At 65.8% G+C, this 24,249-nt stretch carries 26 protein-coding genes; 11 read left to right on the top strand and 15 right to left on the bottom strand.

The annotated features are described in order from the left end of the window. Positions 1-67: 67 nt before the first annotated feature. From A7G45_RS18270 to mbp1, 3 genes are all read right to left on the bottom strand, one after another. The gene (locus tag A7G45_RS18270; RefSeq protein ID WP_260939204.1) at positions 68-223 is read right to left on the bottom strand and encodes a DUF6131 family protein; all 156 of its coding nucleotides are present in this window, start codon (positions 221-223) and stop codon (positions 68-70) included. A 53-nt stretch (positions 224-276) separates the two neighbouring features. Next, a complete protein-coding gene (locus A7G45_RS18275; RefSeq protein ID WP_208112589.1) occupies positions 277-489 on the bottom strand; it encodes a hypothetical protein in 213 nt (70 codons plus the stop codon). A 186-nt stretch (positions 490-675) separates the two neighbouring features. Then, positions 676-912 carry a microaggregate-binding protein 1 gene (gene mbp1, locus A7G45_RS18280; RefSeq protein WP_260939205.1) on the bottom strand — a complete coding sequence of 79 codons (237 nt, stop codon included), beginning with the start codon at positions 910-912 and terminating at the stop codon, positions 676-678. Positions 913-1,093: 181 nt separating this feature from the next. Between mbp1 and A7G45_RS18285 the strand changes: the two genes are divergently transcribed. Continuing rightward, positions 1,094-1,429: a gamma-glutamylcyclotransferase family protein gene (locus tag A7G45_RS18285; RefSeq protein ID WP_260939207.1), complete on the top strand. Its 336-nt coding sequence runs from the start codon at positions 1,094-1,096 to the stop codon at positions 1,427-1,429. Positions 1,430-1,433: 4 nt separating this feature from the next. Here the strand turns inward: A7G45_RS18285 and A7G45_RS18290 are convergent, their stop codons facing one another. Together A7G45_RS18290 and dtd are read right to left on the bottom strand one after the other, a co-directional pair. Continuing rightward, positions 1,434-1,865 carry an Rv2576c family protein gene (locus A7G45_RS18290; protein ID WP_133761933.1) on the bottom strand — a complete coding sequence of 144 codons (432 nt, stop codon included), beginning with the start codon at positions 1,863-1,865 and terminating at the stop codon, positions 1,434-1,436. Positions 1,866-1,908: 43 nt separating this feature from the next. Beyond that, the gene (dtd, locus tag A7G45_RS18295) at positions 1,909-2,349 is read right to left on the bottom strand and encodes a D-aminoacyl-tRNA deacylase (RefSeq protein WP_260939789.1); all 441 of its coding nucleotides are present in this window, start codon (positions 2,347-2,349) and stop codon (positions 1,909-1,911) included. 44 nt (positions 2,350-2,393) lie between these two features. Between dtd and A7G45_RS18300 the strand changes: the two genes are divergently transcribed. Together A7G45_RS18300 and A7G45_RS18305 are read left to right on the top strand one after the other, a co-directional pair. Further along, positions 2,394-3,449 (top strand): catalase family peroxidase, encoded by a 1,056-nt coding sequence (locus A7G45_RS18300; protein ID WP_260939210.1) that lies wholly within the window; start codon positions 2,394-2,396, stop codon positions 3,447-3,449. Then, positions 3,446-3,964, top strand: coding sequence for a cytochrome b (locus tag A7G45_RS18305; RefSeq protein ID WP_043399123.1), 519 nt, complete (start codon positions 3,446-3,448; stop codon positions 3,962-3,964). Before A7G45_RS18300 ends, A7G45_RS18305 begins: the two co-directional genes overlap by 4 nt. Here the strand turns inward: A7G45_RS18305 and hisS are convergent. Both hisS and A7G45_RS18315 read right to left on the bottom strand, forming a co-directional pair. Continuing rightward, on the bottom strand, positions 3,961-5,220 hold the full coding sequence (gene hisS / locus A7G45_RS18310) for a histidine--tRNA ligase (RefSeq protein WP_260939213.1): 1,260 nt from the start codon (positions 5,218-5,220) through the stop codon (positions 3,961-3,963). The genes A7G45_RS18305 and hisS overlap by 4 nt on opposite strands. Further along, on the bottom strand, positions 5,217-5,882 hold the full coding sequence (locus tag A7G45_RS18315; protein ID WP_071287276.1) for an MBL fold metallo-hydrolase: 666 nt from the start codon (positions 5,880-5,882) through the stop codon (positions 5,217-5,219). The genes hisS and A7G45_RS18315 overlap by 4 nt, the downstream gene beginning before the upstream one ends. 33 nt (positions 5,883-5,915) lie before the next feature. Here A7G45_RS18315 and A7G45_RS18320 point away from each other — a divergent pair, with 33 nt between their 5' ends. The 3 genes from A7G45_RS18320 to zwf all read left to right on the top strand — a co-directional run bounded on the left by A7G45_RS18320 (position 5,916) and on the right by zwf (position 9,309). Then, positions 5,916-6,719, top strand: a complete 804-nt coding sequence (locus tag A7G45_RS18320; protein ID WP_260939217.1) for a DsbA family protein — start codon at positions 5,916-5,918, stop codon at positions 6,717-6,719. A 109-nt stretch (positions 6,720-6,828) separates the two neighbouring features. Next, complete coding sequence (locus tag A7G45_RS18325) at positions 6,829-7,710, top strand: peptidylprolyl isomerase (protein WP_071287274.1); 882 nt, start codon at positions 6,829-6,831, stop codon at positions 7,708-7,710. 96 nt (positions 7,711-7,806) lie between these two features. After that, entirely contained in the window at positions 7,807-9,309 is a 1,503-nt protein-coding gene (zwf, locus tag A7G45_RS18330; RefSeq protein WP_133761927.1) for a glucose-6-phosphate dehydrogenase, read from the top strand. A 14-nt stretch (positions 9,310-9,323) separates the two neighbouring features. Here zwf and A7G45_RS18335 read toward each other — a convergent pair whose 3' ends face one another. Together A7G45_RS18335 and A7G45_RS18340 are read right to left on the bottom strand one after the other, a co-directional pair. Next, positions 9,324-9,818, bottom strand: a complete 495-nt coding sequence (locus tag A7G45_RS18335; RefSeq protein WP_260939221.1) for a hypothetical protein — start codon at positions 9,816-9,818, stop codon at positions 9,324-9,326. Positions 9,819-9,874: 56 nt separating this feature from the next. Continuing rightward, on the bottom strand, positions 9,875-10,486 hold the full coding sequence (locus A7G45_RS18340) for a TetR/AcrR family transcriptional regulator (RefSeq protein ID WP_260939224.1): 612 nt from the start codon (positions 10,484-10,486) through the stop codon (positions 9,875-9,877). Positions 10,487-10,581: 95 nt separating this feature from the next. On the opposite strand from A7G45_RS18340, the gene A7G45_RS18345 reads away from it, so the two are divergent. The 3 genes from A7G45_RS18345 to A7G45_RS18355 are packed head-to-tail and all read left to right on the top strand — an operon-like array spanning position 10,582 to position 14,683. After that, entirely contained in the window at positions 10,582-11,013 is a 432-nt protein-coding gene (locus A7G45_RS18345) for an MmpS family transport accessory protein (protein WP_043986306.1), read from the top strand. Beyond that, positions 11,010-13,859: an MMPL/RND family transporter gene (locus A7G45_RS18350; protein ID WP_260939225.1), complete on the top strand. Its 2,850-nt coding sequence runs from the start codon at positions 11,010-11,012 to the stop codon at positions 13,857-13,859. Before A7G45_RS18345 ends, A7G45_RS18350 begins: the two co-directional genes overlap by 4 nt. After that, positions 13,856-14,683, top strand: a complete 828-nt coding sequence (locus tag A7G45_RS18355) for a thioesterase family protein (RefSeq protein ID WP_260939226.1) — start codon at positions 13,856-13,858, stop codon at positions 14,681-14,683. Before A7G45_RS18350 ends, A7G45_RS18355 begins: the two co-directional genes overlap by 4 nt. A gap of 23 nt (positions 14,684-14,706) precedes the next feature. Here A7G45_RS18355 and A7G45_RS18360 read toward each other — a convergent pair whose 3' ends face one another. After that, positions 14,707-15,132 carry a tautomerase family protein gene (locus A7G45_RS18360; protein ID WP_260939227.1) on the bottom strand — a complete coding sequence of 142 codons (426 nt, stop codon included), beginning with the start codon at positions 15,130-15,132 and terminating at the stop codon, positions 14,707-14,709. Positions 15,133-15,138: 6 nt separating this feature from the next. Next, positions 15,139-15,840: an SDR family oxidoreductase gene (locus tag A7G45_RS18365; protein WP_260939229.1), complete on the bottom strand. Its 702-nt coding sequence runs from the start codon at positions 15,838-15,840 to the stop codon at positions 15,139-15,141. A 94-nt stretch (positions 15,841-15,934) separates the two neighbouring features. Between A7G45_RS18365 and A7G45_RS18370 the strand changes: the two genes are divergently transcribed. Continuing rightward, entirely contained in the window at positions 15,935-16,402 is a 468-nt protein-coding gene (locus A7G45_RS18370; protein ID WP_260939230.1) for a winged helix-turn-helix transcriptional regulator, read from the top strand. Between the two features lie 53 nt (positions 16,403-16,455). After that, positions 16,456-17,283 (top strand): thioesterase family protein, encoded by an 828-nt coding sequence (locus tag A7G45_RS18375; protein ID WP_260939231.1) that lies wholly within the window; start codon positions 16,456-16,458, stop codon positions 17,281-17,283. Between the two features lie 2 nt (positions 17,284-17,285). On the opposite strand, the gene A7G45_RS18380 is transcribed toward A7G45_RS18375, so the two are convergent. The 4 genes from A7G45_RS18380 to A7G45_RS18395 form a co-directional block, all read right to left on the bottom strand. Next, a complete protein-coding gene (locus tag A7G45_RS18380; RefSeq protein ID WP_260939232.1) occupies positions 17,286-18,662 on the bottom strand; it encodes an EspK C-terminal domain-containing protein in 1,377 nt (458 codons plus the stop codon). A gap of 1,107 nt (positions 18,663-19,769) precedes the next feature. Continuing rightward, positions 19,770-20,927 carry an ESX-1 system-associated protein gene (locus tag A7G45_RS18385; RefSeq protein ID WP_344258624.1) on the bottom strand — a complete coding sequence of 386 codons (1,158 nt, stop codon included), beginning with the start codon at positions 20,925-20,927 and terminating at the stop codon, positions 19,770-19,772. Positions 20,928-20,977: 50 nt separating this feature from the next. After that, positions 20,978-21,745 carry a hypothetical protein gene (locus tag A7G45_RS18390; protein WP_260939234.1) on the bottom strand — a complete coding sequence of 256 codons (768 nt, stop codon included), beginning with the start codon at positions 21,743-21,745 and terminating at the stop codon, positions 20,978-20,980. 121 nt (positions 21,746-21,866) lie between these two features. Next, positions 21,867-24,152: a RelA/SpoT family protein gene (locus tag A7G45_RS18395; RefSeq protein WP_231575645.1), complete on the bottom strand. Its 2,286-nt coding sequence runs from the start codon at positions 24,150-24,152 to the stop codon at positions 21,867-21,869. Positions 24,153-24,249: the final 97 nt, after the last annotated feature.

Below are 24,249 nucleotides of genomic sequence, written 5' to 3' on the forward strand. Positions count from 1 at the left end.
TCGTCTGCGCCGACACAGTGCAAGAGAGCCCGGGCCTTGGCCCGGGCTCTCTTGCCATCGACCTCCATCAATACCAGTGGCGCCGACCGGCGACGCTGTGGCCGGCTGTGCCGAGCAACCAGAACACCGCGCCGACCACGACGAGCACGATGCCCAAGACCCACAACAGATACACGTTGAACACAAAGCCCAGGATGAGCAGAACCGCTCCCAAAGCAATCATGATGACCGTTTCCTTATCTCTCACTACATCTCAATTGACCGGGTGCGAGCGGCTCACCGCATCGAACTTGGTTGAGGCAGACGACAATCGACCACCCGCGGGTTGACCCCGGCGTAATTCAACGGTCCGGCGATCACCGTCAACGCGATGCGGCCGGCCGAGCCGCAGCTGGTGTCGCCGCCGCGGAAATAGTCACGCTGCCACGCGGCGAGTACACCGACCAGCAGCCAGACCAGCACTATGACGCCAACGCTTCCTCGCAACATTGCTCCTCCTACATCGGCCCGAATGGCCTCCGGAAGATGAGTACCCCGGCGCTGCGGTCGGCAAACTAACGCGAGCGCAGATGCCTCTGCCGGTACACAAGACACGTTTGACGGCGCACCCAGCGGGTACGCAAGAAACGGCCCGATCTCCCCACGGTCAGGGGAGATCGGGCCGTTCTGTTGCGGCTACTGATTCCGCCGCTGTCGCTCCTCGGCCACCTGCGCACCGGCACGGGCCGCCTCGGCCTTCGCCTCATGCTTGGCCGCGTCCCGTTCGGCCTGCGCCTTGTCCTGCTGGGCCTGTCCCTCGCGGACCAGGTCGTCACGGCCGGTGACCACGCCGGCAGCTTCCTTCAGCTTGCCCTTGACGCCTTCCACCACGCCCTTGATTCCCTCTTCAGGGCCACTGTTGCGCTCTCCCACGGGTTTCCTCCAAACATGGTTGGTTTCAATCCAATACAGCCGAATACGATCCGGCTAGATGTGGGATACCCGTGTCGGCCTCGGCGAAACCTCAACTCGCCCAACGTTTCACAATTCCCACAGCGGGTACGGCGTTGTGAAACGGGTTGATCGCCAGGCGGAAAACGGTACCGTCACGCATGTGCCCGAACTGCTGTTCTCCTACGGAACCCTGCGCCAGCGCGATGTCCAACTGTCCACGTTCGGCCGTGAACTGAACGGCTCCGACGACGCCATCGTCGGCTACCGCCTGGACTGGGTCACCATCACCGACCCGCACGTCATCGAGACCAGCGGCAGTGACCGGCACCCGATCCTGAAGTCGGGTACGCCAGAGGACGCCGTGGACGGCAGCGTGTTCGAGATCACCGATGCCGAACTGGCCGCCGCCGACGAATACGAGGTCAACGACTACCAGCGCGTGCAGGTGCCGTTACGGTCTGGCCGACAGGCCTGGGTCTACGTGTTCGCGGGTTAGCGAACTACCACTGGCCGAGCTGGCACTGGACGTTGTACGGCGCGGTCTGGTGCGCCGCCGACTGACCGTCGACCGCGATATCGCACGTCGAATCAGGGGCAGCCTGGCCACCGTGCGTGGTGCTGCTGACGGTGAAGATGGCCCACTGCGGGTCGGCGAGTGTGGTGGTGAACACCCACGGGGCGTCCGGTCCGACAGTGACCGTCTCACGCTTGAGGTAGGAGTAGGCGTCCGCGTTGTAGGCGGCCTTGTTCGCCGGCTGGTTGACCAGGTAGAGCAGGTCGAAGGTCGCCGGGCCGCCCACCGACAGCGTGTATCGGACCTCGTGACCAGCCGGGGCCGCAGACGCCACAGGCGCCATCAGCCCAGCGGCTGCCACCGCTGCCGCGCCACACACCACTCCGAGCTTGACTGTCGCTTTACGCATGCCGGTCATATCGACTGACCGTACCGGACCGTTACACCCTGCCTCAGGCGTATCACCCCGCCTGCAGTTCCAGCAGCACCGTCACCGGGCCGTCGTTGACCAGTTCGACGTGCATGTGCGCGCCGAACTGTCCGGTGGCGACCACAGCCCCCAGTGCCCGCAGCGCCGTCGCGAACTCGTCCACCAGCGGCTCGGCAACCGGTCCAGGAGCGGCGGCGTTCCACGACGGCCGCCGGCCCTTTGCGGTGTCGGCGTACAGGGTGAACTGGCTGACCACCAGAATCGGGGCACCCGCGTCGGCGGCACTGAGTTCACCGTCGAGGACGCGCAGCCGCCACAGTTTGTCGGCCATCTTGCGCACCACCGCCGCGTCGTCGGTGTGGGTGAGACCGACGAGCGCCACCAGGCCCTGAGGATTCGGGGTGATCTCGCCGACGGTCTGCCCGTCGACCGTCACCCGCGCCGACGTCACCCGTTGCACCAGTACCCGCACGTTCGCAGATGTTGCCACAGGACTTTGTGGTACCTGTGGTGGTCATGGACGGCCCATCCTGGCGCGGCACTCCCCTGACCCGGCGTTCGATCCTGGTCGGGCTCGGCGCCGTCAGCGCATTCCTCGCCGTGGATCTCGGACTGGTCGCGTACACCAGCCGCGCCGGCACCCTGACCCGCCAGACGTTCCTCGACGGCTTCCAGAAGGTCTTCGGTGATCACCCCGGATTCCGGAAGAACCATGCCAAAGGCGTCTCGGTGGTCGGCCATTTCATGAGCAACGGCAACGCGGCGGCCCTGTCTCATGCCGCGGTCTTCGGGCCGGGTGAGGCGCCCGTCGCGGGCCGGTTCTCGCTGGCCGGCGGCAACCCGACAGTCGCCGACACTCCTGGCGCGGCACGCGGGCTCGGCCTGGCCATCGGCTTCCCCGGCACCGGCCAATGGCGGACGGCGATGCTGAATATCCCGGTGTTCCTTGATAATTCACCGCAGGGCTTCTATGACCGATTGCTGGCGTCCAAGCCGGTTCCCGGCACCGGTAAGCCCGACCCGAAGGTCATGACCGACTTCCTCAGCCGGCATCCGGAGACCGCGGCAGCGATGGCACTGGTCAAGAAGAGCCCGCCCACACCGGGTTTCGCAGACAGCACGTTCTGGGGTCTGAATACGTTCTATCTGGTGAACCACTCCGGCGCCCGCACCCCGGTCCGCTGGTCGTTCGTCCCTCAGCAGACCGCGCTGCCGCCGAAGTCCGACGACCGCAATGCATTGTTCGACGCGCTGATCCTGCAGTTGAAAAAGGCTCCGCTGCAGTGGAATCTACGACTGACGGTCGGACACGACGGCGACCCGATCGATCCGACGTTGCCCTGGCCGGCCGATCGGCAGGTCATCGATGCCGGGGTCCTGACCCTCACCGAAGCCCAGACCGATGCCGCCGGCAACGCCCGCGACATCAACTTCGATCCCCTGGTCCTGCCCGACGGCATCGAGCCGTCCGACGATCCACTGCTCAGTGCTCGGTCGGCGGTGTACGCGGGGTCGTACCGGGCGCGAACCACCGAGCCGAATACCGCTCCTGCCGTTCAGGTGACCCCGTGACCGGCCGCTTTCCGATCCGCACCCGGGTGTTGCACTGGCTGACCGCGGTGGCGGTCTTCGCCGCACTGCTGATCGGCTTCACGATGACCAACGAGATCGGCTCCCATGGCGCCCTGGTCGCCGTCCACATGACACTGGGTATCAGCATCCTGGTCATCGTGATCGTCCGCGCGGCAAACAGATTCACGCACAAGCCGCCGAAGTGGCCCGACACGGTGGGGCCACTGGAGGGCAAGCTGATCGCCGGGTCCGAGCTGGCGATGTACGCCATGCTGCTGGCGCAGCCGCTCGTCGGCTGGGCGATGGTGTCGGCGTCGGGCACCCCGGTCCGGGTCTTCGGCGGCCTGACACTGCCCGACATCGCGCCGTTCGACGCCGACCTGTACGGCATTCTGCGCCAGGCGCATTCGGTGGTGGCCTACCTGTTGGTCGCCGCAGTCGCGGCGCACGTCAGTGCCATCCTGCTGCACACGCTCACGCTGCGCGACGGCATGCTGCGCCGCATGACGGGCTAACGCAGCCGCGCCGCTACCTGGGTGACGACGTCGGCGATGGGCACGTCGACCTGCTCGCCGGTCGACAAATCCTTGACGCCGACGGTGCCGGCCTCGATGTCGCGGTCACCGGCCACCAGGGCCACCTTGGCGCCGGAGCGATCGGCCGCTTTCATCGCGCCCTTGAGGCCGCGGTCGCCGTAGCACATGTCGGTACGGACACCCGAACCACGCAGGGCCGCAACGATCTTTGCCAGTTCCAGCTTGGCCGGCGCACCCAGCGGCACGGCGTACACGTCGACGGCCGCAGGCGATGCGACCGTCTTGCCCTCGGCCTTGAGCGCCAGCACCGTGCGGTCCACACCCAACCCGAATCCGATGCCCGACAGGTCCTGCCCGCCCAGCTGCTTCATCAGCCCGTCATAGCGGCCGCCGCCGCCGATGCCGGACTGGGCGCCGAGGCCGTCGTGCACGAACTCGAACGTGGTCTTGGTGTAGTAGTCCAGGCCGCGGACCATGCGCGGGTTGATCACGTACGGCACGCCCAGCGCGTCCAGGTGCGCCAGCACGGTGTCGAAGTGCTCCTTGGCGGCCTCCGACAGGTGATCGAGCATCACCGGGGCGTCGGCCGTCATCTCCTTGACGTGCGGCCGCTTGTCGTCGAGCACCCGCAATGGGTTGATCTCGGCCCGGCGCCGGGTGTCCTCGTCGAGGTCCAACTTGAACAGGAAGTCCTGCAACAGCTTCCGGTACTGCGGGCGGCAGGTGTCGTCACCCAGCGAGGTGATCTCCAGACGGAAACCGTCGAGCCCCAGCGAGCGGAAACCGGCGTCGGCCACCGCGATCACCTCGGCGTCCAGCGCCGGGTCATCGATGCCGATGGCCTCCACGCCAACCTGCTGCAGCTGGCGGTAGCGGCCGGCCTGCGGCCGCTCATAGCGGAAGAACGGCCCGGAGTACCGCAGCTTGGCGGGCAGCGCGCCCCGGTCCAGACCGTGCTCGATGACGGCCCGCATGACGCCGGCGGTGCCTTCCGGGCGCAGCGTGACCGAGCGGTCACCGCGGTCGGCGAAGGTGTACATCTCTTTGGACACCACATCGGTGGACTCACCCACACCGCGGGCGAACAGCGCGGTGTCCTCGAACACCGGCAGCTCGATGTGGCCGTACCCGGCCAGTCGCGCGACGTTCAGCAGGCCGTCGCGCACCGCGACGAATTCCGCCGAGTCCGGGGGCAGGTAGTCCGGGACGCCCTTGGGTGCCTGAAAATCGCTCAACTTGATAAGCCTTCGAGGAATGGGTTGGTACGGCGTTCGGCGCCGATCGTGGTCTGTGGGCCGTGCCCAGGTAGTACCACGGTGTCGTCGTCGAGCACCAACAGTTTTGTCACGATCGAGTCCAGCAGGTCCCGGCCGCTGCCGCCCGGGAGATCGGTGCGGCCCACCGACTGCTTGAACAAGGTGTCTCCGGTGAATGCCAGCTCGTCGGGTCCATCACTCACCCGGAAGACCACCGAGCCCCGGGTGTGCCCCGGGGTGTGGTCCACCGTGACGGTGATTCCGCCCAGCTCGAGCTTGTCGCCGTCCCGGTCGAGTTCGACGACCTGCTTGGGTTCGGAGAACAGCACTCCGAACGCCAGCTGGGCCAGCCGCGGACCGAACCCCTTGATCGGATCGGCCAGCATGAACCGGTCCTCGGGGTGGATGTACACCGGGCAGCCGTAGGTGTCCGCCACCTTCTGCGCCGACCAGATGTGGTCGACGTGTCCATGCGTGAGCAGCACCGCCGACGGGGTGAGCCGATTTTCATCCAGAATCTCGCGGATGCGGCCCATGGCCCGCTGGCCCGGGTCGACGATGATGGCGTCCGACCCGGCGCGCGCCGCAAGGATGTAGCAGTTGCACTGCAACATCCCGGCCGGAAACCCCGTCAACAACACGGCAACCAGTTTCCCACGTGGGAAACTGCCTCCATGACTCAGCCAGGACCGTGGGGACCCCCGCAGCCCAACCAACCCCAGTACTACGGTGTGCCACAACAATTTCCGGGCTTTCCACCGCCGAAGAAGTCCCGCACCGGCTGGGTGCTGTTCGCCGTGATCGCCGTCATTGCGCTGGTCGCGGCCGGTGTCGCCGCCATGATCGTGCTCCGCCACGAGAACACGCCGGTCGGTGGTGCCGCCGAGACGTCCTCCGCCGCTGACGGCCCGACCCCGCTGCGCTCGATCCGCCTCGCCGCGCCGAATGTCGCCACCAAGCCCGGCAGCGCGGAGCCGAAGGCCACGCTGACGGTCTACGAGGACTTCCTGTGCCCGTTCTGCGCTCGATTCGAGCAGGTCTACGGCCCGACCATGAGCAAGCTGATCGCCGACGGCCGGGTCGCCGTGGACTACACCATGGTGTCGATCCTGGGCCGTGGTGACGTGAAGGCGTACTCGGTCCGTGCCGGTGCGGCGGCCTACTGCGTCGCTGACGCCGACACCGCCGCCTTCCAGCGGTTCCATGCCGCGCTGTTCGCGCGCCAGCCCGACGAGTCGGCCGCGACGTTCCCGTCCGACGACGAGCTGGTCGCACAGGCCGAGAAGGCCGGCGCACCCGATTCGGTGGCCGACTGCATCACGAGCAGCAAGAACCGCGACATGGTCAACGACGCCGTCAAGAGTTCGGGCATCAATTCGACCCCGACGGTGCTGCTCAACGGGACCGATATCGGCGACGCCCTGCTGCAACATCCCGATCCGCAGGCGCTGCTGGACCAGCTCAAGTCCGTCAACTGACGGCTGGTCACGCGGGTCGCGGCCCCCGCATCCAGGGTGACCTGGCACACTCGGTGCCGACCATACGTCGGGGCACTTGACCCCGACCGTGACGAGGAGGGCTTCGGCGGTGCCGACGAACGAACAACGGCGGGAAACCGCCAAGCGCAAGCTGGAACGCCAGTTGGAGCGCCGGGCCGAGAAGGCCCGCAAGCAGCGCATCATCACGATCGCCGCGTCCGTGGTCGCGGTGCTCGCAGTTGTCGGCGGCGTCGTCGGCGGCGTCATCTACCTCAACAAGGACTCCAAGTCCTCGTCGGCGACGGCCTCGGCATCGACCGAGAGCTCGACGGCCCCGGCGCAGAACCCGCCCGCCGACGGCAAGCTGCCGCCGTTCGTGGCGCCCGCCGGCCTCGGCGAGAACTGCCAGTACCCGGCATCGTCGGAGCAGGCCAGCAAGAAGGTCAACCCGCCGCGCACCGGCAAGATCCCGACCACCCCGGCCACGGTGACGGCCAGCATGAGCACCAGCCAGGGCAACCTCGGGCTGACGCTGGACAACGCCAAGACCCCGTGCACGGTGAACAGCTTCGTCAGCCTCGCACAACAGGGCTACTTCAACGACACCCCGTGCCACCGGCTGACCAAGGGCGGCCTCGACGTCCTGCAGTGCGGTGACCCGACCGGCTCCGGCATGGGCGGCCCGGGCTACCAGTTCGCCAACGAGTACCCGACCAACCAGTACCAGCCCGACAGCCCCGCGCTGAGCCAGCCGGTCGTCTACCCGCGCGGCACGCTGGCGATGGCCAACGCCGGCCCGAACACCAACGGCAGCCAGTTCTTCCTGGTGTACCAGGATTCGCAGCTGCCTCCGGGCTACACCGCGTTCGGCACCGTCGACGCCACCGGCCTGGCCACCCTGGACAAGGTCGCCCAGAACGGCATCGAGGGCGGTGCCGGCGACGGCAAGCCCGCGCAGCCGGTCACCGTGAAGTACATCCAGCTGGACTGACAGCTTTGCGTCGAGGCCCGGTCACCGATCACGGTGACCGGGCCTTCTTCGTTGTAGGTCCTGCGCGGACCCCGTCGCGGTGGAATCATGCGCATCGTGGCGAACACCAAACCGCAGACCATCTCGTACCCCGCGCCCGGCTCACGGCCGAACCGTCACGACGATGTCGCCGTCGACCCGCACGTCATCGTGTTGTTCGGCGCGACCGGCGATCTCGCCAAACGCAAACTGCTGCCCGGCCTGGCCTATCTGGACCAGTCCGAACTGGCACCTGACATCCAGATCGTCGGGACCTCGTTGGAGGACCTGACCATCGACGAGTTCCGGGAGCTGGCCAGGGCCGCGATCGACGAATTCGGCAGCCATCACCTGACACCCGAGCAGTGGGAACGGTTCGCCGCGACGCTCACCTACGTCCCGCAGGGCGCCGGACCGTCGGGACTGGCGGCAGCGGTGGCCGCGGCAGAAAAGAGGCTGGGCCCGAATGTGCGCCGGCTGCACTATCTTTCGGTGCCGCCGAAGGCGGCGCGCGCGGTGATCGCGACGCTCGACGAGGCCGGACTGGTCGAGCGCTCGCGCGTCGTGATGGAGAAGCCGTTCGGTACCGACCTGGCCAGCGCGGTCGAGCTGAACGACTTCGTCCACGAAACGTTTGACGAGGATCAGATTTTCCGGATCGACCACTTCCTGGGCAAGGAAGCCGCCCAGAACATCCTGGCGTTCCGGTTCGCCAACGGCCTGTTCGAACCGATCTGGAACCGCAACTTCATCGACCACATCCAGATCGACATCCCGGAGATGCTCGGACTGGACCAGCGGGCGAACTTCTATGAGAGCACCGGCGCCTACAAGGACATGGTGGTGACGCACCTGCTGCAGGTGATGGCCTTCGTGGTGATGGAGCCGCCGACGGCACTGGAGCCACGGGCCATCAGCGAGGAGAAGAACAAGGTCTTCCGGTCGATGCTGCCGATCAAATGCTCCGACGTGGTCCGGGGCCAGTTCACCGGCTACCGCGAACTCGACGGCGTATCAAGGGATTCCGATACCGAGACCTTCATCGCACTGAAGGTCCGCGTCGACAACTGGCGCTGGGCCGGCGTCCCCATCTACCTGCGCACCGGCAAGAAGATGGCCGAAGGCATGCGCATCATCTCGATCGCGTTCAAAGAGGCCCCGCGCACCATGTTCCCGTCGGGCTCTGGCGTCGGCTCCCAGGGACCCGACCACCTGACCTTCGACCTCGCCGACAACTCGAAGGTGTCGCTGTCGTTCTACGGCAAGCGACCGGGGCCGGGCATGAAGCTGGAGAAGCTGTCGATGCAGTTCTCGGCTGGGGAGGCCGACGGTGCCGATCAGGTGTTGGAGGCCTATGAGCGGCTGATCCTGGACGCCATGCGCGGCGACCACACCCTGTTCACCACCGCTGAGGGCATCGAGTCCCTGTGGGCGAATTCGGCTGCACTGCTGGAGGATCCGCCGCCGGTGAAGAACTACCAGCCCGGCACCTGGGGTCCCAACGCCATTCACCAACTGATCGCACCGAACGCCTGGCGGCTGCCGTTCGAGCGGGGTTGGCGGGAGGCGAAGAAGAAGTAGGGGTCGGGCGACGGTCAGAAAATCCAACTGCCGCCCGGCTGCAGCACGAAGCCGTGTTCATCCAATGTTGTTGCGGCACTGCCGATGATGCATGCCGTTGTCACCGCGTCACTGACCGCGCAGCTGATGTTCTGATAGGTGATCCGGCTGCCGGCCGGTAGTGGCTTGAACGCCGAAGGGTCCAGCGGAACCTCACGCGAGCCTTCCTGCCGCATCTCCTGATAGGTCTCCGGCTTGCCCAAATCGACCTGTTGCCAGGTGGTCGGCGCGAAGGTCGATGCCATGACACCCGTGGCCCCGTTGGCGCCCGGCAATTTGCCGCGGCAACTCGCGACAGACGAGCTCGCCTTCATGTTGCGACTGAGCGAACAGTGCAAACCGTCCGGGGTCCGGAAGCGTACTCCTGCAGTGGCGTAACTGAATTCGCCACCGTAGTTCTCGGGGTTGACCTGTTGGTACGTGGACAGGTCCGGGAAGTTCTCCGGCGTCGCCCCAGCAATCGACGACAAGCAAACCATTGTGGTCGCGGCGCATACAGCCGCCGAAATCATCCGCATGACTTCCATCATGCCCCGCGCTCGAGCTGCAGGATGGCCGCGTCCACCATGGTCTGGATGATTTCGCAGGTGCTGAAATCGCTCATCCACAGATGCGGGGTGTCGGTGCGGTGCAGCATCGCGACGCCGTGCAGCGCCACCGACAGCGCCGCGGCCATCCGCTGCGCGTCGGGTCCCGGCTCAGAGTCGGGGTCCATGCCGCCGGCGGCCAGCAGCCCGCGGGTCACCACCTCGAGCGCCTGACGCGCCGACGGGGTGATCTCGTCGACCTTGACCATCAGGACGTACCGCAACGGAAAGCGTTGGGCGAAGGCGACATACGCGCGGCACCCGAGCAGCAGCCGCTCTCGTCGCGTCTTGCCACTGGGCACCTGCTCGGCGATGTCCTGGCGCACCTGGTCCCAGCTCAACTCCGCAACGGCGGCCAGCACGTCCTCGCGGCTGTCGAAATGGGCGTACACCGACATGTTGGAGATGCCGGCTTCGCGCGCGATGCTGCGCAACGACACCTCGTTGGTGGACGCGGACGCGTCGACCACCCGGATCGCGGCCGCCAGGATTTCGTCGCGCAGCAGTGCGCCTTGTCCTCGCACATTCCGCTGCCGTGTCGACCCTGCCATGCCTTCACCCTAATCGCCGCCGGATGGCGAGGTGTGACGGTCGCCACCGCACCGTAACTATACATGCGTATACATACGGTCGTATGGTGCTTTTCATGAACTGGTTGCTCAAGGCTGCGCGGCGCAGCTGGGTGCTGTTGACCGTTGTCGCGGTCGTCACGGTCGGGGGTTTCATCATCGACCGCTTCCACGGCGTGTTCGGCAGCCAGCAGTCCGCCGAATCCCGCACGGACAACATCGTTTCCACGATCCCGAAGTACGTGACGTACGAGGTCGACGGACCGTCGGGCACCTCCGGGATGATCAGCTACGTCGACGAACGGGCGCAGCCGCAGCAGGAGCGCTTCACCTCACTGCCCTGGTCGAAGACGCTGACCACGACGGTGCCGAGCGTGTTCGCCAACCTCGTCGCGCAGGGTGACAGCAACCGGCTGACCTGTCGGATCACGGTCAATGGCGAACTCCGCGACCACCAGGCCGCCGAGGGCGCATCGGCGACCACCTTTTGCCTGGTGAAAGCAGCATGAGCGGCCAGCACAGCACCCGCGGCGGCTATCCGCGACTGATCCGCATCCTGTCGGTGCCGATCATCCTGATCTGGCTGGCTGCCACCGCGGCCACCAATCTGCTGGTGCCCAAGCTCGAAGTCGTCGGCGCGAACAACGCCGTGTCCCTCTCCCCGCAGGATGCGCCGTCGGTTATCGCGACCAAGCACATCGGCACCAAGTTCGGCGAATTCGACTCGGACAGCGTGCTGATGATCATCATCGAGTCCGACCAGGCGCTCGGTGACACAGCGCGGCAGTACTACGGCGATCTGGTCCAACAGCTGCAGCGGGACACCACCCACATCGAGCATGTGCAGGACTTCTGGGGCGACCGCATCACCTCGGCGGGCTCCGAGAGCGAAGACCACAAGGCGGCGTACGTCCAGGTCAACCTGCGCGGCGACCAGGGATCCACGCAGGGCGTCGAATCCGTCGACGCCGTACGGCACATCGTCGATCGCAGTCATCCACCGGCCGACGTGAGAGCCTTCGTCACCGGTCAGGCGGCCCTGGTGGCCGACACCAACGAAGCCGGCGACAAGAGCATGGTCAAGATGACCGTGGTGACGCTCGTCGTCATCGCCGTGATGTTGTTGGTCGTATACCGCTCCCTCGCAACGACATTCATTGCCCTGCTGGTCGTGCTGACCGAGATGAGCATGGCCCGCGGAATGGTCGCCGTGCTGGGGCACATCCATGCCATCAGCCTGTCCACCTTCGCGGTCAGCGTGCTGACCGCCCTGGCGATCGCCGCCGGCACCGACTACTGGATCTTCTTGGTCGGCCGGTATCACGAAGCGCGCAGTGCCGGCGAGGACCGGGTAACCGCTTACTATTCAACGTTTTCCAGCGTCTATCACGTCATCCTCGGCTCCGGGCTGACCATCGCCGGCGCCATGATGTGCCTGCTGTTCACCCGGCTGAACTACTTCAACACCCTGGCCCTGCCCTGCGCGACCGCCATGATCGTCATCCTGGTGATGGCGCTGACATTCGCACCCGCGGTGATGGTCGTCAGCACCCACTTCGGTCTGCTGGACCCCAAGCGCGCCAACAAGACCCGCGGCTGGCGCCGCGTCGGCACTGCCGTGGTCCGGTGGCCCGGGCCCATCCTGGTCGCGGCCACCGCCGCCGCGCTGGTCGGCGTGCTGGCCCTGCCCGGGTACCGCACCAACTACGACAACCGCTTCTACGTGCCGAAAGACGTGCCGTCCAACATCGGCTACGCGGCTGCCGAAAAGCATTTCACCTCAGCGCGAATGAACCCCGACATGCTGATGGTCGAAGCCGACCACGACCTGCGGAACTCCCGGGACATGCTGGTGCTGGACCGGATCGCGAAGAACATCTTCCGGGTACCGGGCATCGCGCGGGTGCAGAGCATCACCCGGCCTCTCGGACCGCCGATGGAACACGGCTCGGTGCCGTTCCAGATCAGCGCCCAGGCCGTCTCGATGAACGAAAACCTGCAGTTCATGAAGGCTCGGCTCGGCGACATCCAGACCATGACCGACCACCTCACCTCGATGATCGGCATCATGCGGCACATGCACGAGCTCAGCGTGCAGCTGGCCGACGCCACGCACGCTGGAGATGTTGCGGCACAGGACATGTCGGCCACCACCGCCGAATTGCGCAACCAGATCGCCGATTTCGACGACTTCTTCCGGCCGCTGCGGAACTACTTCTACTGGGAGCCGCACTGCTTCGACATTCCGATCTGCCATGCGATGCGCTCGGTGTTCGACGCGACCGATGGCTTCGACCGGCTCGCCGACAACACCAAGGCACTGTCCGACGCGATGGGCAGGCTCGACACGGTGACACCGCAGATCGCCGCGCAGCTGCCGCCGATGATCAGCCTGTCCTCCGACGTCCGCGATCTGATGCAGACGATGCGCAGCACCTTCGACGGCATGGTCACCCAGATGGAGCGGATGACCGACACTGCCGCGGCCATGGGCCAGACGTTCGACGACGCGAAGAACGACGACATGTTCTACCTGCCGCCAGAAGCCTTCAGCAGCCCCGATTTTCAGCGCGGTATGCAGCTGATGCTGTCCCCCGACGGCAAGGCGGCGCGCTTCATCGTCACCCATGATGTGGATCCGGCCACCCTGGAAGGCATTTCGCACGTCGACGCCGAGTTGCAGGCCGCCAAGGAAGCAGTCAAGGGCACGCCGCTGGCCAGTGCGAAGTTCTACCTGGGCGGTACCGCCGCCACCTACAAGGACATCCAGCAGGGCGCGCACTACGACCTGCTGATCGCGGCGCTCGCTGCCATCATCCTGATCTTCGTGGTGATGCTGCTGATCACGCGGGCGCTGGTCGCGTCGATCGTGATCGTCGGCACCGTGGTGCTGTCCCTCGCCGCGTCCTTCGGCCTGTCCGTCCTTATCTGGCAGTACTTCCTGGGCATCGAGTTGCAATGGCTGGTGATCGCGATGTCGGTGATCGTGCTGCTGGCCGTCGGTTCCGACTACAACCTGTTGGTGGTGTCGCGCTTCAAGGAAGAGATCGGCGCGGGTCTGCGCACCGGACTGATTCGTGCCACCGGCGCCACCGGCGGCGTGGTCACCGCGGCCGGGCTGGTGTTCGCGTTCACCATGATCTCGATGATCGCGAGCGACCTGCGATCGGTCGGCCAGATCGGCACCACGATCGGGCTCGGCCTGTTGTTCGACACCTTCGTGGTGCGCTCCCTGATCACCCCGTCGATCGCGGCGCTGCTCGGACGCTGGTTCTGGTGGCCCCTGAAGGTCCGCACCCGTCCCGCTCGCACCACTGAAACCGCAAGCACAACACCGGAATTGGAGATGGCATGACATCCCACCCCTTCACCGATCTGACGACCGTCACCGCCGTCGATGCCGGTACGTTCACCGCCAACATCGACGCCAGGTGGACCATCGGCCCCAAGGTGCACGGCGGCTGCATGATGGCGGTGTGCGCCGCAGCCGCTCGACGCAGCGTCCCCGACGCCGCCGAACTGGCACCGATTGCGTTGAGCGCCAACTACCTCAGCGCACCTGACCCCGGCGAGGTCCAACTCAGCACCACGATCCGCAAACGCGGCCGCCAGGTGAACCTCGTCGAGGTCGAGTTGTCCCAACGCGGCCGGGTCGCCGTGACGTGTTCGGTCACGCTCGGGCAGCTCGACACGAAGCCGCCGCGCCATCAGGTGCCACTGGCCGCGACGGCCATGCCGGCCGAGCCACCGGCTGATGCGGTACCGGTCACTCCCGACCATCCCGTCGGGCACGTCGTCCACGTGGCGCAGGGCTGCGACATGCGTCTGGACGCCGCCACGCCGTTCCTCACCGGCGCCGAAGGCGAGCCGGTGACGCGGTTATGGTTGCGTCCCTTCGCATCCGACGAAGCCGACCCGGATGCGGCCCTGCTCTTCGCGCTGATGGCCGGTGACATCACACCTCCGGTCACGATGAACCGCGGGCACTTCGGGTGGACGCCGACGGTCCAGCTGACCACCTACCTGCGCCGCCGGCCGGCACCCGGTTGGCTGCGAGTCATGGCCAGTTCCACCGTCGTCGGCGACACCTGGTTCGAAGAGGATCACGTCATCCTCGACGCCAACGGCCAGGTGGTCGTGCAGAGTCGACAAATGGCAATGCTGCCGTTGGGGTCGTGACCCCTACGGCAGCATTGACGTGATCAGTACGCAGAAACCGCGTTCTCTGCGACCCAACGCCTTTCAGCGTCGGAGCCCATGGGCGGCGGAATCAATCCGTTGATCATCCAGAGGTCCTCGCTGGTCTCGTCGACGTGGAACTCCCAGTGCAGGTTGTCGCGACCGTCCAGGTATGGGCTCAGGATCGACTTGATCCAGTGCGCAACCCGGTTGCGGTGCTCTTTGTCTGCGGCGCGCCGGGCGATGTGGTCGATGACCACCCGCAGCGCGACATCTGTTTGTTCACCGCCGACATACAGGTCGCCCGAACGGGTTTCGTTGAAGATGACGACGACGTAGAACCGCGGCAGCCCGGCCTTCTCGTAGTGATCAGTGATCCGGGACGCCAACTCCCGCTTATCCTCGGCGGTGAAGAAGTCCGGTGTGTGGTGAATGGTCCACAGCGGCATGGTTTTTCACACTGCCATCGCGAAGGTCAGGTTCTCGACCGGGCCCGACAACGCCGACTTGACGCCCACCGAGACATCGTCGGCCAAGACCTCGACCGCGCCGGATTCCAGGCCGTCGAGGATGCGCGTCGCGATGTCGACGGCGGTGGTCTTGGGTCCGGGGATATCTGCGGCCATGTCGGTCTCGATCAATCCGGCGTGAACGCCAACCACCTGCGTGCCTTGGCCGGCGAGCTCGCCACGCAGCGAGTTGGTGACCGACCAGATCGCCGCCTTGGAGGCGCCGTATGCCGCGCTACCCGCGACCCACGACAGCACCGAGTGCATGTTAACCAGGGCGCCGCCGCCATTGGCCGCCAGGATCGGCGCGAAGGCCCGAGCCACCCGCAACGGCCCGAAGACATTGATGTCGAAGGTGGCCTCGATATCGTCGAAACCACCGGTCAGCAGCGAGCCGGGCAACAGGATGCCGGCGTTGTTGAACACGATCTCAGCGTCCGATGCGATGTCCGCGAACGCGGCGACCGACTCCTCCGAACGCACTTCGAGTTCGACGGGGACGACCTCCGGTCGTTCGTCGGCGAACGACGACCGGCCCGTCGAGTAGACCTTGCGCGCTCCCCTGGCCAGCAGTTCGTCGACCAGGGCGGCGCCCAGACCCCGTCGACCGCCGGTTACCACAACCACTTTGCCTGCCACTGCGACCATCTTGACCACTCTCCCTTGCTGAATAACGAAGTCGTTACTAAGATGGAAGCACGGATATCTGAGTAACGCAAGCGTTATCCAAAAAGAGGGTGTGATGGAGTTCGAAGAACGACTGCGCGACCGGCAGTGGACGATCGGCGATGGCTGCTCGGTGGCCAAGCTGCTGGACTTGCTCAGCACCAAGACGGTGTTCCTCGCGGTCCGCGAAAGCCTTTTCGGCACAACACGATTCGAAGACTTCGTCGACCGGATCGGGACGTCGGCGCCCGCGGTGTCCCGCGCCCTCAAGCAGCTGGAAGCTGCGCAACTGATGGTCCGGGTGCCCTATCAGGAGCCCGGCAAGCGCGTCCGAGACGAGTACCAGCTGACCGCGGCCGGAGAAGATCTGCTGCCGGTGTACCTCGCGATGAGCCAGTGGGGCGACAAACATCTGCAGAACGGCCGGGGGCCGCTGTGCTTCGTCGACCGCGAATCCGGAAACCAGGTTGGCGTGATCGTCACCGATGATCCAAATGCTGCCACCGTTTCCGCAGGTGACATCGAGATCCGGGCCAACCGGTAGCGATCTTTGCCTGTTCTGGAATCAGCAACCACCACGTCACCGTTTGAGATGAAATGACTGCGCGCCCGTTCACCGACCTCACCACCGTCACCGCGGTGGGCGATGGCATCTTCACCGCCACCATCGACCCGGTGTGGACCATCGGCCCGAAGGTGCACGGGGGCTGCATGATGGCGGTGTGCGCCGCGGCCGCGCAGCAGGCCATCGGATCCGAGTCCGAACTGGCCCCGGTCGCCGTGTCAGCCAACTACCTGAATGCACCTGACCCCGGCGAGGTGCAGCTGATGACGACGGTCCGCAAGCACGGGCGCCAGGTCGCCCTGGTCGACGTCCAGCTGTCCCAGGATGGGCGCGCGGCGGTCAGCTGTGCTGTCACCCTCGGCCCACTCGATGCCAAGCCGCCGCGTCTGCAGGAATCGCTGGCGGTGTCTTACCTACCGGTCGAACCGCCGGCGGATGCGGTGCGCGTCACCGCGGGCCAGGTGGTTGGCGAGCTGGTGCACGTGGCGCAGGGCTGCGAGTTCTTCCTGGACGCAGCGACACCGTTCCTCTCCGGCGAAGAGGGCGACCCCATCAATCGAATGTGGCTGCGGCCCTTCGCCGATGACGAGGCCAATCCCGACACCGCTCTGCTGTTCGCATTGATGGCGGGCGACATCACTCCCCCGGTCACCATGAATCAGGGGCATTTCGGCTGGACGCCGACCGTGCAGCTCACCACCTACGTGCGACGGCGGCCCGCGCCGGGCTGGCTGCGGGTGCAGGCCAGCTCGACGGTGGTCGGTGAGACCTGGTTCGAGGAAGACCACGTCATCCTCGACTCCACCGGTCAGGTCGTCGTGCAGAGCCGCCAGCTGGCGATGCTGCCCAAGGGTATGTAGGGCTAGGCGCCCAGTTCCACGAGCTGGGCGTCGCCCTGAATCGTCGAGAACTGTTGCCACCACACCCAATCGGTGATCGCTGCCCGCAGGTCGGCCGCGTGCGGCGCGGTGTACGCGCGGTACAGCGCCGCGGCCTCCTGCAGCCGGCCGTAGGCGGCCAGCTTCTCCAGGTGCGCCGTCCGGTAGGTCTCGCCCGTCGTCTGCATCAACGGCCGGATCGATTCCATCCACGCCTTGCCGATCGCCGCCGGGTCCGGCGGTACCAGCTGAACAGGCTGCGGCGGCAGGGCTTCGTGCAGCTGCGCGTCCGGCCATTCGGCCAGCTTCGCCGCCGCCTCGGGCGCGATGATCTCCAGACGGGTGCGGCCCTTCATCAGTCCGTCGGTCGGAATATCCTCCGGCGGAATGACTTTCGTCTGCAGGCTGCCGGCGAACGGCTGCACTTCCTGCTCGGTGCCGATGACCACCTTCAGCGTCTTCTCGTAGAACGTGCACCACGCCTGGAGCGCGACAAACGGCTCACGAACCCAGCGGCCACGCTGGCCCGCCGGGACATTCTCGTCGGCGCTGACAAAAATGACCTGCGACGGTAGACACATCCCGTCCGGAATGAACGACACTCCATAGGAATTCGCGGCAATGATCTCGCCGTTGGTCGTCACGCCGACCGCCCACACGAAGTTCCACGCCATCGGCGGGATCGACGGCGGAGCGTGTAGCGCCGCGGCGATCCGCTCGGCGAACTGCACATCCGCGTCGCCCGCCGACTTTCGCACCAAACCGGCCCGCGCTGCAGCCGCCATCGCGTCGCGCTCGGCCCGCGCCGCCGTCACCGGGATCGGCGCCGCCGCAGCGGCGTTCTGCTGCTGGTTGGCCGACATCGGCGCGACACCTGGGCCGCCCGGACCGCCGGCACCCGCACCCGGCTGAGCGACGGGCGCGGCCGGGGACGGCGTCGGAGCCGGACCCAGCGGAGCAGCCGGCGCCGCGCCGGCCGGCGTGCCTGTCGGAGCGGCTGCGGTGCTAGCCGCTGCCTGCGCGACGGGCGCTGCACCGCCGCTGGTGCCGCCGGTGGCTGCGCCCGCCGCGGCCGAGGTGCCCGACGCTGCACCGGTTTGTGCGGCCGGCTCCGGAGTCGCTAGTGACGCGGCAGTTGCCGCCGCGCCCAACGGCTGCGTCGGTAGCTGCCCGAACGGGTTCTTCGGGGTCTGCTGCCCCTGGCCTTGGCCCTGCTGGCCGGTTTGCTGGCCGGTGCCTTGCCCCGCGCCCTGGCCGGTCGGGGAGCCTGAGGGGCTTCCTGAGGCTGAACTAGAGGCAGACGACGCCGAGGGCGCGCCGGTCGACGTTGTCGCTTGCGACGATCGCGGCGGCGCTGGCATCACCGACCCGCTGCCACCGCTGGCATTTGCGCCCCCAGGATTCGAGGATCCATTGTTTCCTCCCCCGTAGGCAGCTTGCGCATGCCCTCCCGGTTCACCAGCCATGTCCGCCCCAGGGCCACTTTCAGCAACACCGCCTTTGTTGCCAGGGGTCGCTCGGACTTCCGGCTTAACCTCCCGCTGATCGACGGCGCCATGGCCAGCTTCAGCAACGCCCCCTTTGTCCCCGGGGGTTCTCTGCACCTCCGGCTTGACCTCCCGCTGAGTCGCAGCTCCAGGACCAGCTTCGGACGACGCCCCCTTATCCCCGCCGCCACCAGGCGAGACGCCGGGCACTCCCCCGGTTTTCCCCACTCCCGGAATCCCGGGCCCCTCGGGCCCCTGCGGCGCCGGAGCTGGAGCTGGAGGCAGCACATTTCCATCGGCCCCCGGAGTCCCTTTCGGGATGTCCAACTCGCCTGCGAGACTCGTCGCACACGCCGCTACCGCATTCGTGTTTTCCTTGAGACCAACGCCAATCATCTTCTGAACAAGGTTGGCAAATGTCACAGCCGAATTGTGAAAAGTGTTTGCACCTGCGGTATCGCCTGCCTGCCTAGCTGCCTCTTCAGCCGCCAACATCTTTTCGCAGGCCGTCTTAAATGCCTGACAGACCTGTTCCGTAATTTCGGCAGTCTTATTAACTGCATTCTTGGTCTGAACCACTGCGGCTTCGGCGCGAAACACTTTTCGCGCCGCGTCGTAGGCGGCCTTGCACGCGTCACCATATGAGCCGAGAACAGCAGTCGCCGATTGCCCTGCCAGCCGACCAGCCTCCCCCTGCCAGTCTGCGAGTGTCATCCTCTGGTGCGCATGGTGCGGAATTACCTCACCATCGAGTCGATCTCCCAATGCCATGAGACGGACGGCGATATCATTCAGCACGTTTTCATCGACATCCGGAAACGCGGGACCGACTACCGTTTGCTTGCCATATTCACCATCGTGATAGCGCTCGATGCTAGGCATACGTAATCCAATCATCACGAGAACTACATGGATTCGCGAGACTCAGAGCGCAACTGATGCGAACTGCAATAGCAACTTCCGACACGGAACTACCACCGCCTAACTAGCAGCGTATCTGCATGCCATTGACACAACCCCAGGCGCATACTGACCGGCCAGGTAAACGTCCTGATCGTTCGCTTGATATGTCGCCAGCGCCTGAACAAAAGTGCGCCGGTACTGGACCCCCAATTCGATGAAATCCCGCACAACCGGATTGGACGTCTTTTTCGCGAGCGTCTCAAGGGCATCGGCGGTTGAGGTCATCAAAGGTGCAACCGCATCAGCTAGAGCCTGCTGATCGGGTGGCAGATTGGCCGCTGGAACAGAAGGATCACCATTGACCCAACTCTTGAACACGGGGTTCTGTAATAGCTGCTGCAAAGTCGGACTCAATTCAGAACATACCGTGTCTGGCGTATCAAATATTCGTTGCGGATTGGATAGGTTCCCGACAGGGGCCACAGTCGGTGGCGGCGCCGGAGCAGGCACCAAGGATGCGCGAGCCTCCGCAGCCCCCGAAATAACTGCACCACAGACATATGTAATAACCAATGACGCCGTCGAGGCGGCACTGGCCAAATTATCGTCAACCGCGGTATAGGTCATCAGACTGTCCGCGTAGGCGCGTGAGTAGGCTATGAATTGCCCATACATTTCGCGCATCACCCGATGCGTCGTCATTTTGGAAAGTGGCACCGCTTGGTCAGCAGCTTTACGCATTGCCTTGCCAACCGCCTCGTACTGCCCCCGAGCCTCCGGTGTCCACGCCCCGAGCGGGATCGACGGGTCTCGCTTTAGCCAACCGTTACTCTCGACGCCCGCCAACGTATTAGTGATTGGCGTCCACGGCGCACACGACGGATCTTCAGTGATGATCCCGACCGGGCCATTGTCGTTCGCGCTCGCAACGTCCGACTGTGCGGCCGAAGTCTTGGTGCCACCTCCGCCACCACCGTTGCTGTCACCGCTGTTCTTGGTGCATGACACGGCAACCGTGGCCGTCAGTGCGATCACCGCGACCAATGACACCGCCCCGATGGCCCATTTCGCGGCACCGCTCTTCTTCGGCGGAACCGGCGCCGGCCACGGCTGCTGCGGACCCCACTGCCCACCCGGACCAGGCTGACCTGGCACAGGCTGACCTGGCGCAGGCTGGCCAGGCCAGCCACCCGGCTGCTGCGGCGGGGGCGCACCCCACGTCGGCGGTTGCGTCACAGATCGCCCTCCCTCACAAACTCACAACGCAAAACAGTCAAGACCGAAAATTACACATCAACCGCAGGATTTGCGGCGTGGCGCCCCGACCGCGGGGCAGGCGACGACGGCGGAACCGGCGCGGTGGGGCCACTGGTCGGTCCGGCCGCGGCGTGCTTCTTGTCGGCCTCGCGATCCTTCTTTTCGTCGGCCTTCTCGTCCCGCTTTTCCTCGCCGGCCTTTTCCTCGCCCGGCTTGCGATCCTCCGGCTTGGCCTGCGGGCCACCGGCGCCGCCCGCCCCGGCTGCACCAGCTGCACCAGCGCCGGCCTCGCCCGGCTTGCCGCCGTCTTTGCCGGCCTGGCCAGCCAACTGTTGGACCTGCTGCCCGATCTGCTGGGCAGCCTGCATCGCGGTCTGCGGCACCGAGCCCAGCGCCTGCATCGCCTGCGCGGGGGCCTGGAAGGCCTGCATCGCCATGCCCATCATCTGGCCGAACTGGCCCATGCCGCCGTCAGCGCCGCCGCCAGACTTTCCCGTCGCAGATGCCGGATTCAGATTGCCGTCGGCCTTCTGGATCGCCTGCGCACCCGCGTCGTCCCCGCTCTGGTAGGCGCCCTTAGCCGACGACACCTTTCCTGCAAACGCATGATCTTCCGCCTGCGCAGCCGCGACCTTTGCGTTCGCTCCGTCAACCAACCCTGGAATGTATGACGAGAGCATCAAGCTGACCGGGTCACCGCCCGCGGGGATACTCGCACTCTCAGCCGGGTCCACCGTGCCAGCCGACCACGACATGGTCTCCAGGTCGATTTTCAGTTCACCGCTCAACGCGTCCACCCCCACTTCTGGACAGTCCCGCATCTGAGATTACCCGCACCGCAGACCGCAGTCCTGCACCAATCTTGCGCAGCGCTGAGTACGGGTTTGCTCAAATCGCGAGTAACAGCGAAAAAGCCCGCTACGCGGCTGAAGTCACACGGTAGACGTCGTATACGCCCTCGACGTTGCGCACCACGTTCAGCACATGACCGAGGTGCTTCGGATCACCCATTTCAAAAGTGAAGCGGCTGATCGCAACTCGATCGTTGGACGTGGTGACCGATGCCGACAGGATGTTGACCTTCTCGTCGGCCAGCACCCGCGTGACGTCGGACAACAGCCGGTGGCGATCCAACGCCTCAACCTGGATGGCTACCAGGAACACCGACGACGGCGACGGCGCCCATTTCACGTCGATGATGCGCTCGGCCTGCTCCTGCAGCGACGTGGCGTTGGTGCAATCAGTCCGGTGCACGCTGACGCCACCGCCACGGGTCACGAAACCCATGATGTTGTCGCCGGGCACCGGCGTGCAGCACTTTGCCAGTTTGCACAGCACCCCGGGTGCGCCCGGAACCGCCACGCCCACATCGTCATTCGTGCGGCGGCGCACCGGCATGGTGGCCGGCGTCGACCGTTCGGCGATCTCGTCGGCGGCCTCGTCGTCACCACCGAGCGTGGCCACCAGCCTCTGCACAACGTGCCGGGCTGAGACATGTCCTTCACCGACTGCGGTGTACAGCGCCGAGACATCTGCGTAGCGCAGCTCGCGGGCCAGCGTGGCCATCAGTTCGGCGTTCATCAACCGCTGCAACGGCATTCCGCTGCGGCGCACTTCACGGGCAATGGCGTCCTTGCCGGTCTCCAGCGCCTCTTCACGCCGTTCCTTGGCGAACCACTGCCGGATCTTGGCCTTCGCGCGCGGCGAGACCACGAACGTCTGCCAGTCCCGCGACGGGCCGGCGTTCTGCGCCTTGGAGGTGAAAACCTCGACCACTTCGCCGTTTTCGAGCTTGCGCTCCAGCGCCACCAGGCGCCCGTTGACCCGGGCGCCGATGCAACGGTGCCCAACCTCGGTGTGCACGGCGTAGGCGAAGTCGACAGGCGTGGAACCGGCCGGCAGCGTGATCACGTCACCCTTGGGGGTGAACACGAAAATCTCTTGCACGGCAAGGTCGTAACGCAGCGACTCCAGGAACTCGCCGGGGTCCGCGGCCTCTCGCTGCCAGTCGAGCAGCTGGCGCATCCACGCCATGTCGTCGATCTCGGTGGCATGGCCGCCCGCCGGTAACCCGTTGCGGCCCTTGGCTTCCTTGTACCGCCAGTGTGCCGCGATGCCGTACTCCGCGGTGCGGTGCATGTCGGTGGTGCGGATCTGCACCTCCAGCGGCTTGCCCTCCGGGCCGACGACCGTCGTGTGCAACGACTGATAGACACCGAACCGCGGCTGAGCGATGTAGTCCTTGAACCGCCCTGCCATCGGCTGCCACAGCGAGTGCACGACGCCGACCGCGGCGTAGCAGTCCCGAATCTCGTCGCAGAGGATGCGCACACCGACCAGATCGTGGATGTCGTCGAAGTCGCGGCCCTTGACGATCATCTTCTGGTAGATGGACCAGTAATGCTTGGGCCGGCCCTCGACCGTCGCGTTGATCTTCATCGAAAGCAGCGAATTGGCGATCTCGGCGCGAACTTTGGCGAGATAGGTATCACGCGACGGGGCCCGGTCGGCGACCAGTCGCACGATCTCTTCGTAGCGTTTGGGGTGCAGGATCGCGAAGGAGAGATCCTCCAGCTCCCACTTGACGGTCGCCATACCGAGCCGATGAGCAAGCGGCGCAATGACTTCCAGCGTCTCGCGAGCCTTGCGGGCCTGCTTCTCGGGCGGGAGGAACCGCATGGTGCGCATGTTGTGCAGCCGGTCGGCAACCTTGATCACCAGCACGCGCGGATCGCGGGCCATGGCGATGATCATCTTGCGGATGGTCTCGGCTTCGGCCGCCGAACCGAGCACGACCTTGTCCAGCTTGGTGACGCCGTCGACCAGGTGGCCGACCTCTGTACCGAACTCGGCGGTCAGCGCCTCCAGGGTGTAGCCGGTGTCCTCGACGGTGTCGTGCAGCAACGCGGCGACCAGCGTCGTGGTGTCCATGCCGAGTTCGGCCAGGATGTTGGCCACGGCCAACGGATGCGTGATGTACGGGTCGCCGGACTTGCGCAGCTGCGGCGCGTGCCGCTCCTCGGCAATCTCGTAGGCACGCTGCAGGATCACCAGGTCGGCCTTCGGGTAGAACTCCCGATGCACCGCGACCAACGGCTCGAGGACCGGGTTCACCAGGCTGCGCTGAGCGGTCATCCGGCGGGCGAGCCGAGCACGTACGCGGCGGGATGCACTGACCGTGCCCTTGGCCGTTTCCAGTGACATCCCCGGCGTCGGCTCGGGCGGCGCCGATTGAACCTGCGTCACCTTGTCGTCAGCCAACGCCGCACACCTCCTACACCTGGTTTGTCGAGAATAGCCC

The sequence above is a fragment of the Mycolicibacterium llatzerense genome (genome assembly GCF_025331195.1).
GTDB classification, from domain to species: Bacteria; Actinomycetota; Actinomycetes; order Mycobacteriales; family Mycobacteriaceae; genus Mycobacterium; species Mycobacterium llatzerense.

Bases quoted from the DNA above. Each gene is read 5' to 3' on its own strand.
- A7G45_RS18270 (WP_260939204.1), bottom strand. From the start codon at position 223: ATGATTGCTTTGGGAGCGGTTCTGCTCATCCTGGGCTTTGTGTTCAAC.
- A7G45_RS18320 (WP_260939217.1), top strand. From the start codon at position 5,916: ATGACTCAGCCAGGACCGTGGGGACCCCCGCAGCCCAACCAACCCCAG.
- A7G45_RS18355 (WP_260939226.1), top strand. From the start codon at position 13,856: ATGACATCCCACCCCTTCACCGATCTGACGACCGTCACCGCCGTCGAT.
- A7G45_RS18290 (WP_133761933.1), bottom strand. From the start codon at position 1,865: ATGACCGGCATGCGTAAAGCGACAGTCAAGCTCGGAGTGGTGTGTGGC.
- A7G45_RS18300 (WP_260939210.1), top strand. From the start codon at position 2,394: ATGGACGGCCCATCCTGGCGCGGCACTCCCCTGACCCGGCGTTCGATC.
- A7G45_RS18395 (WP_231575645.1), bottom strand. From the start codon at position 24,152: ATGTCACTGGAAACGGCCAAGGGCACGGTCAGTGCATCCCGCCGCGTA.
- A7G45_RS18365 (WP_260939229.1), bottom strand. From the start codon at position 15,840: ATGGTCGCAGTGGCAGGCAAAGTGGTTGTGGTAACCGGCGGTCGACGG.
- A7G45_RS18370 (WP_260939230.1), top strand. From the start codon at position 15,935: ATGGAGTTCGAAGAACGACTGCGCGACCGGCAGTGGACGATCGGCGAT.
- A7G45_RS18360 (WP_260939227.1), bottom strand. From the start codon at position 15,132: ATGCCGCTGTGGACCATTCACCACACACCGGACTTCTTCACCGCCGAG.
- A7G45_RS18275 (WP_208112589.1), bottom strand. From the start codon at position 489: ATGTTGCGAGGAAGCGTTGGCGTCATAGTGCTGGTCTGGCTGCTGGTC.
- A7G45_RS18380 (WP_260939232.1), bottom strand. From the start codon at position 18,662: ATGCCAGCGCCGCCGCGATCGTCGCAAGCGACAACGTCGACCGGCGCG.
- A7G45_RS18350 (WP_260939225.1), top strand. From the start codon at position 11,010: ATGAGCGGCCAGCACAGCACCCGCGGCGGCTATCCGCGACTGATCCGC.
- A7G45_RS18345 (WP_043986306.1), top strand. From the start codon at position 10,582: ATGAACTGGTTGCTCAAGGCTGCGCGGCGCAGCTGGGTGCTGTTGACC.
- A7G45_RS18340 (WP_260939224.1), bottom strand. From the start codon at position 10,486: ATGGCAGGGTCGACACGGCAGCGGAATGTGCGAGGACAAGGCGCACTG.
- A7G45_RS18375 (WP_260939231.1), top strand. From the start codon at position 16,456: ATGACTGCGCGCCCGTTCACCGACCTCACCACCGTCACCGCGGTGGGC.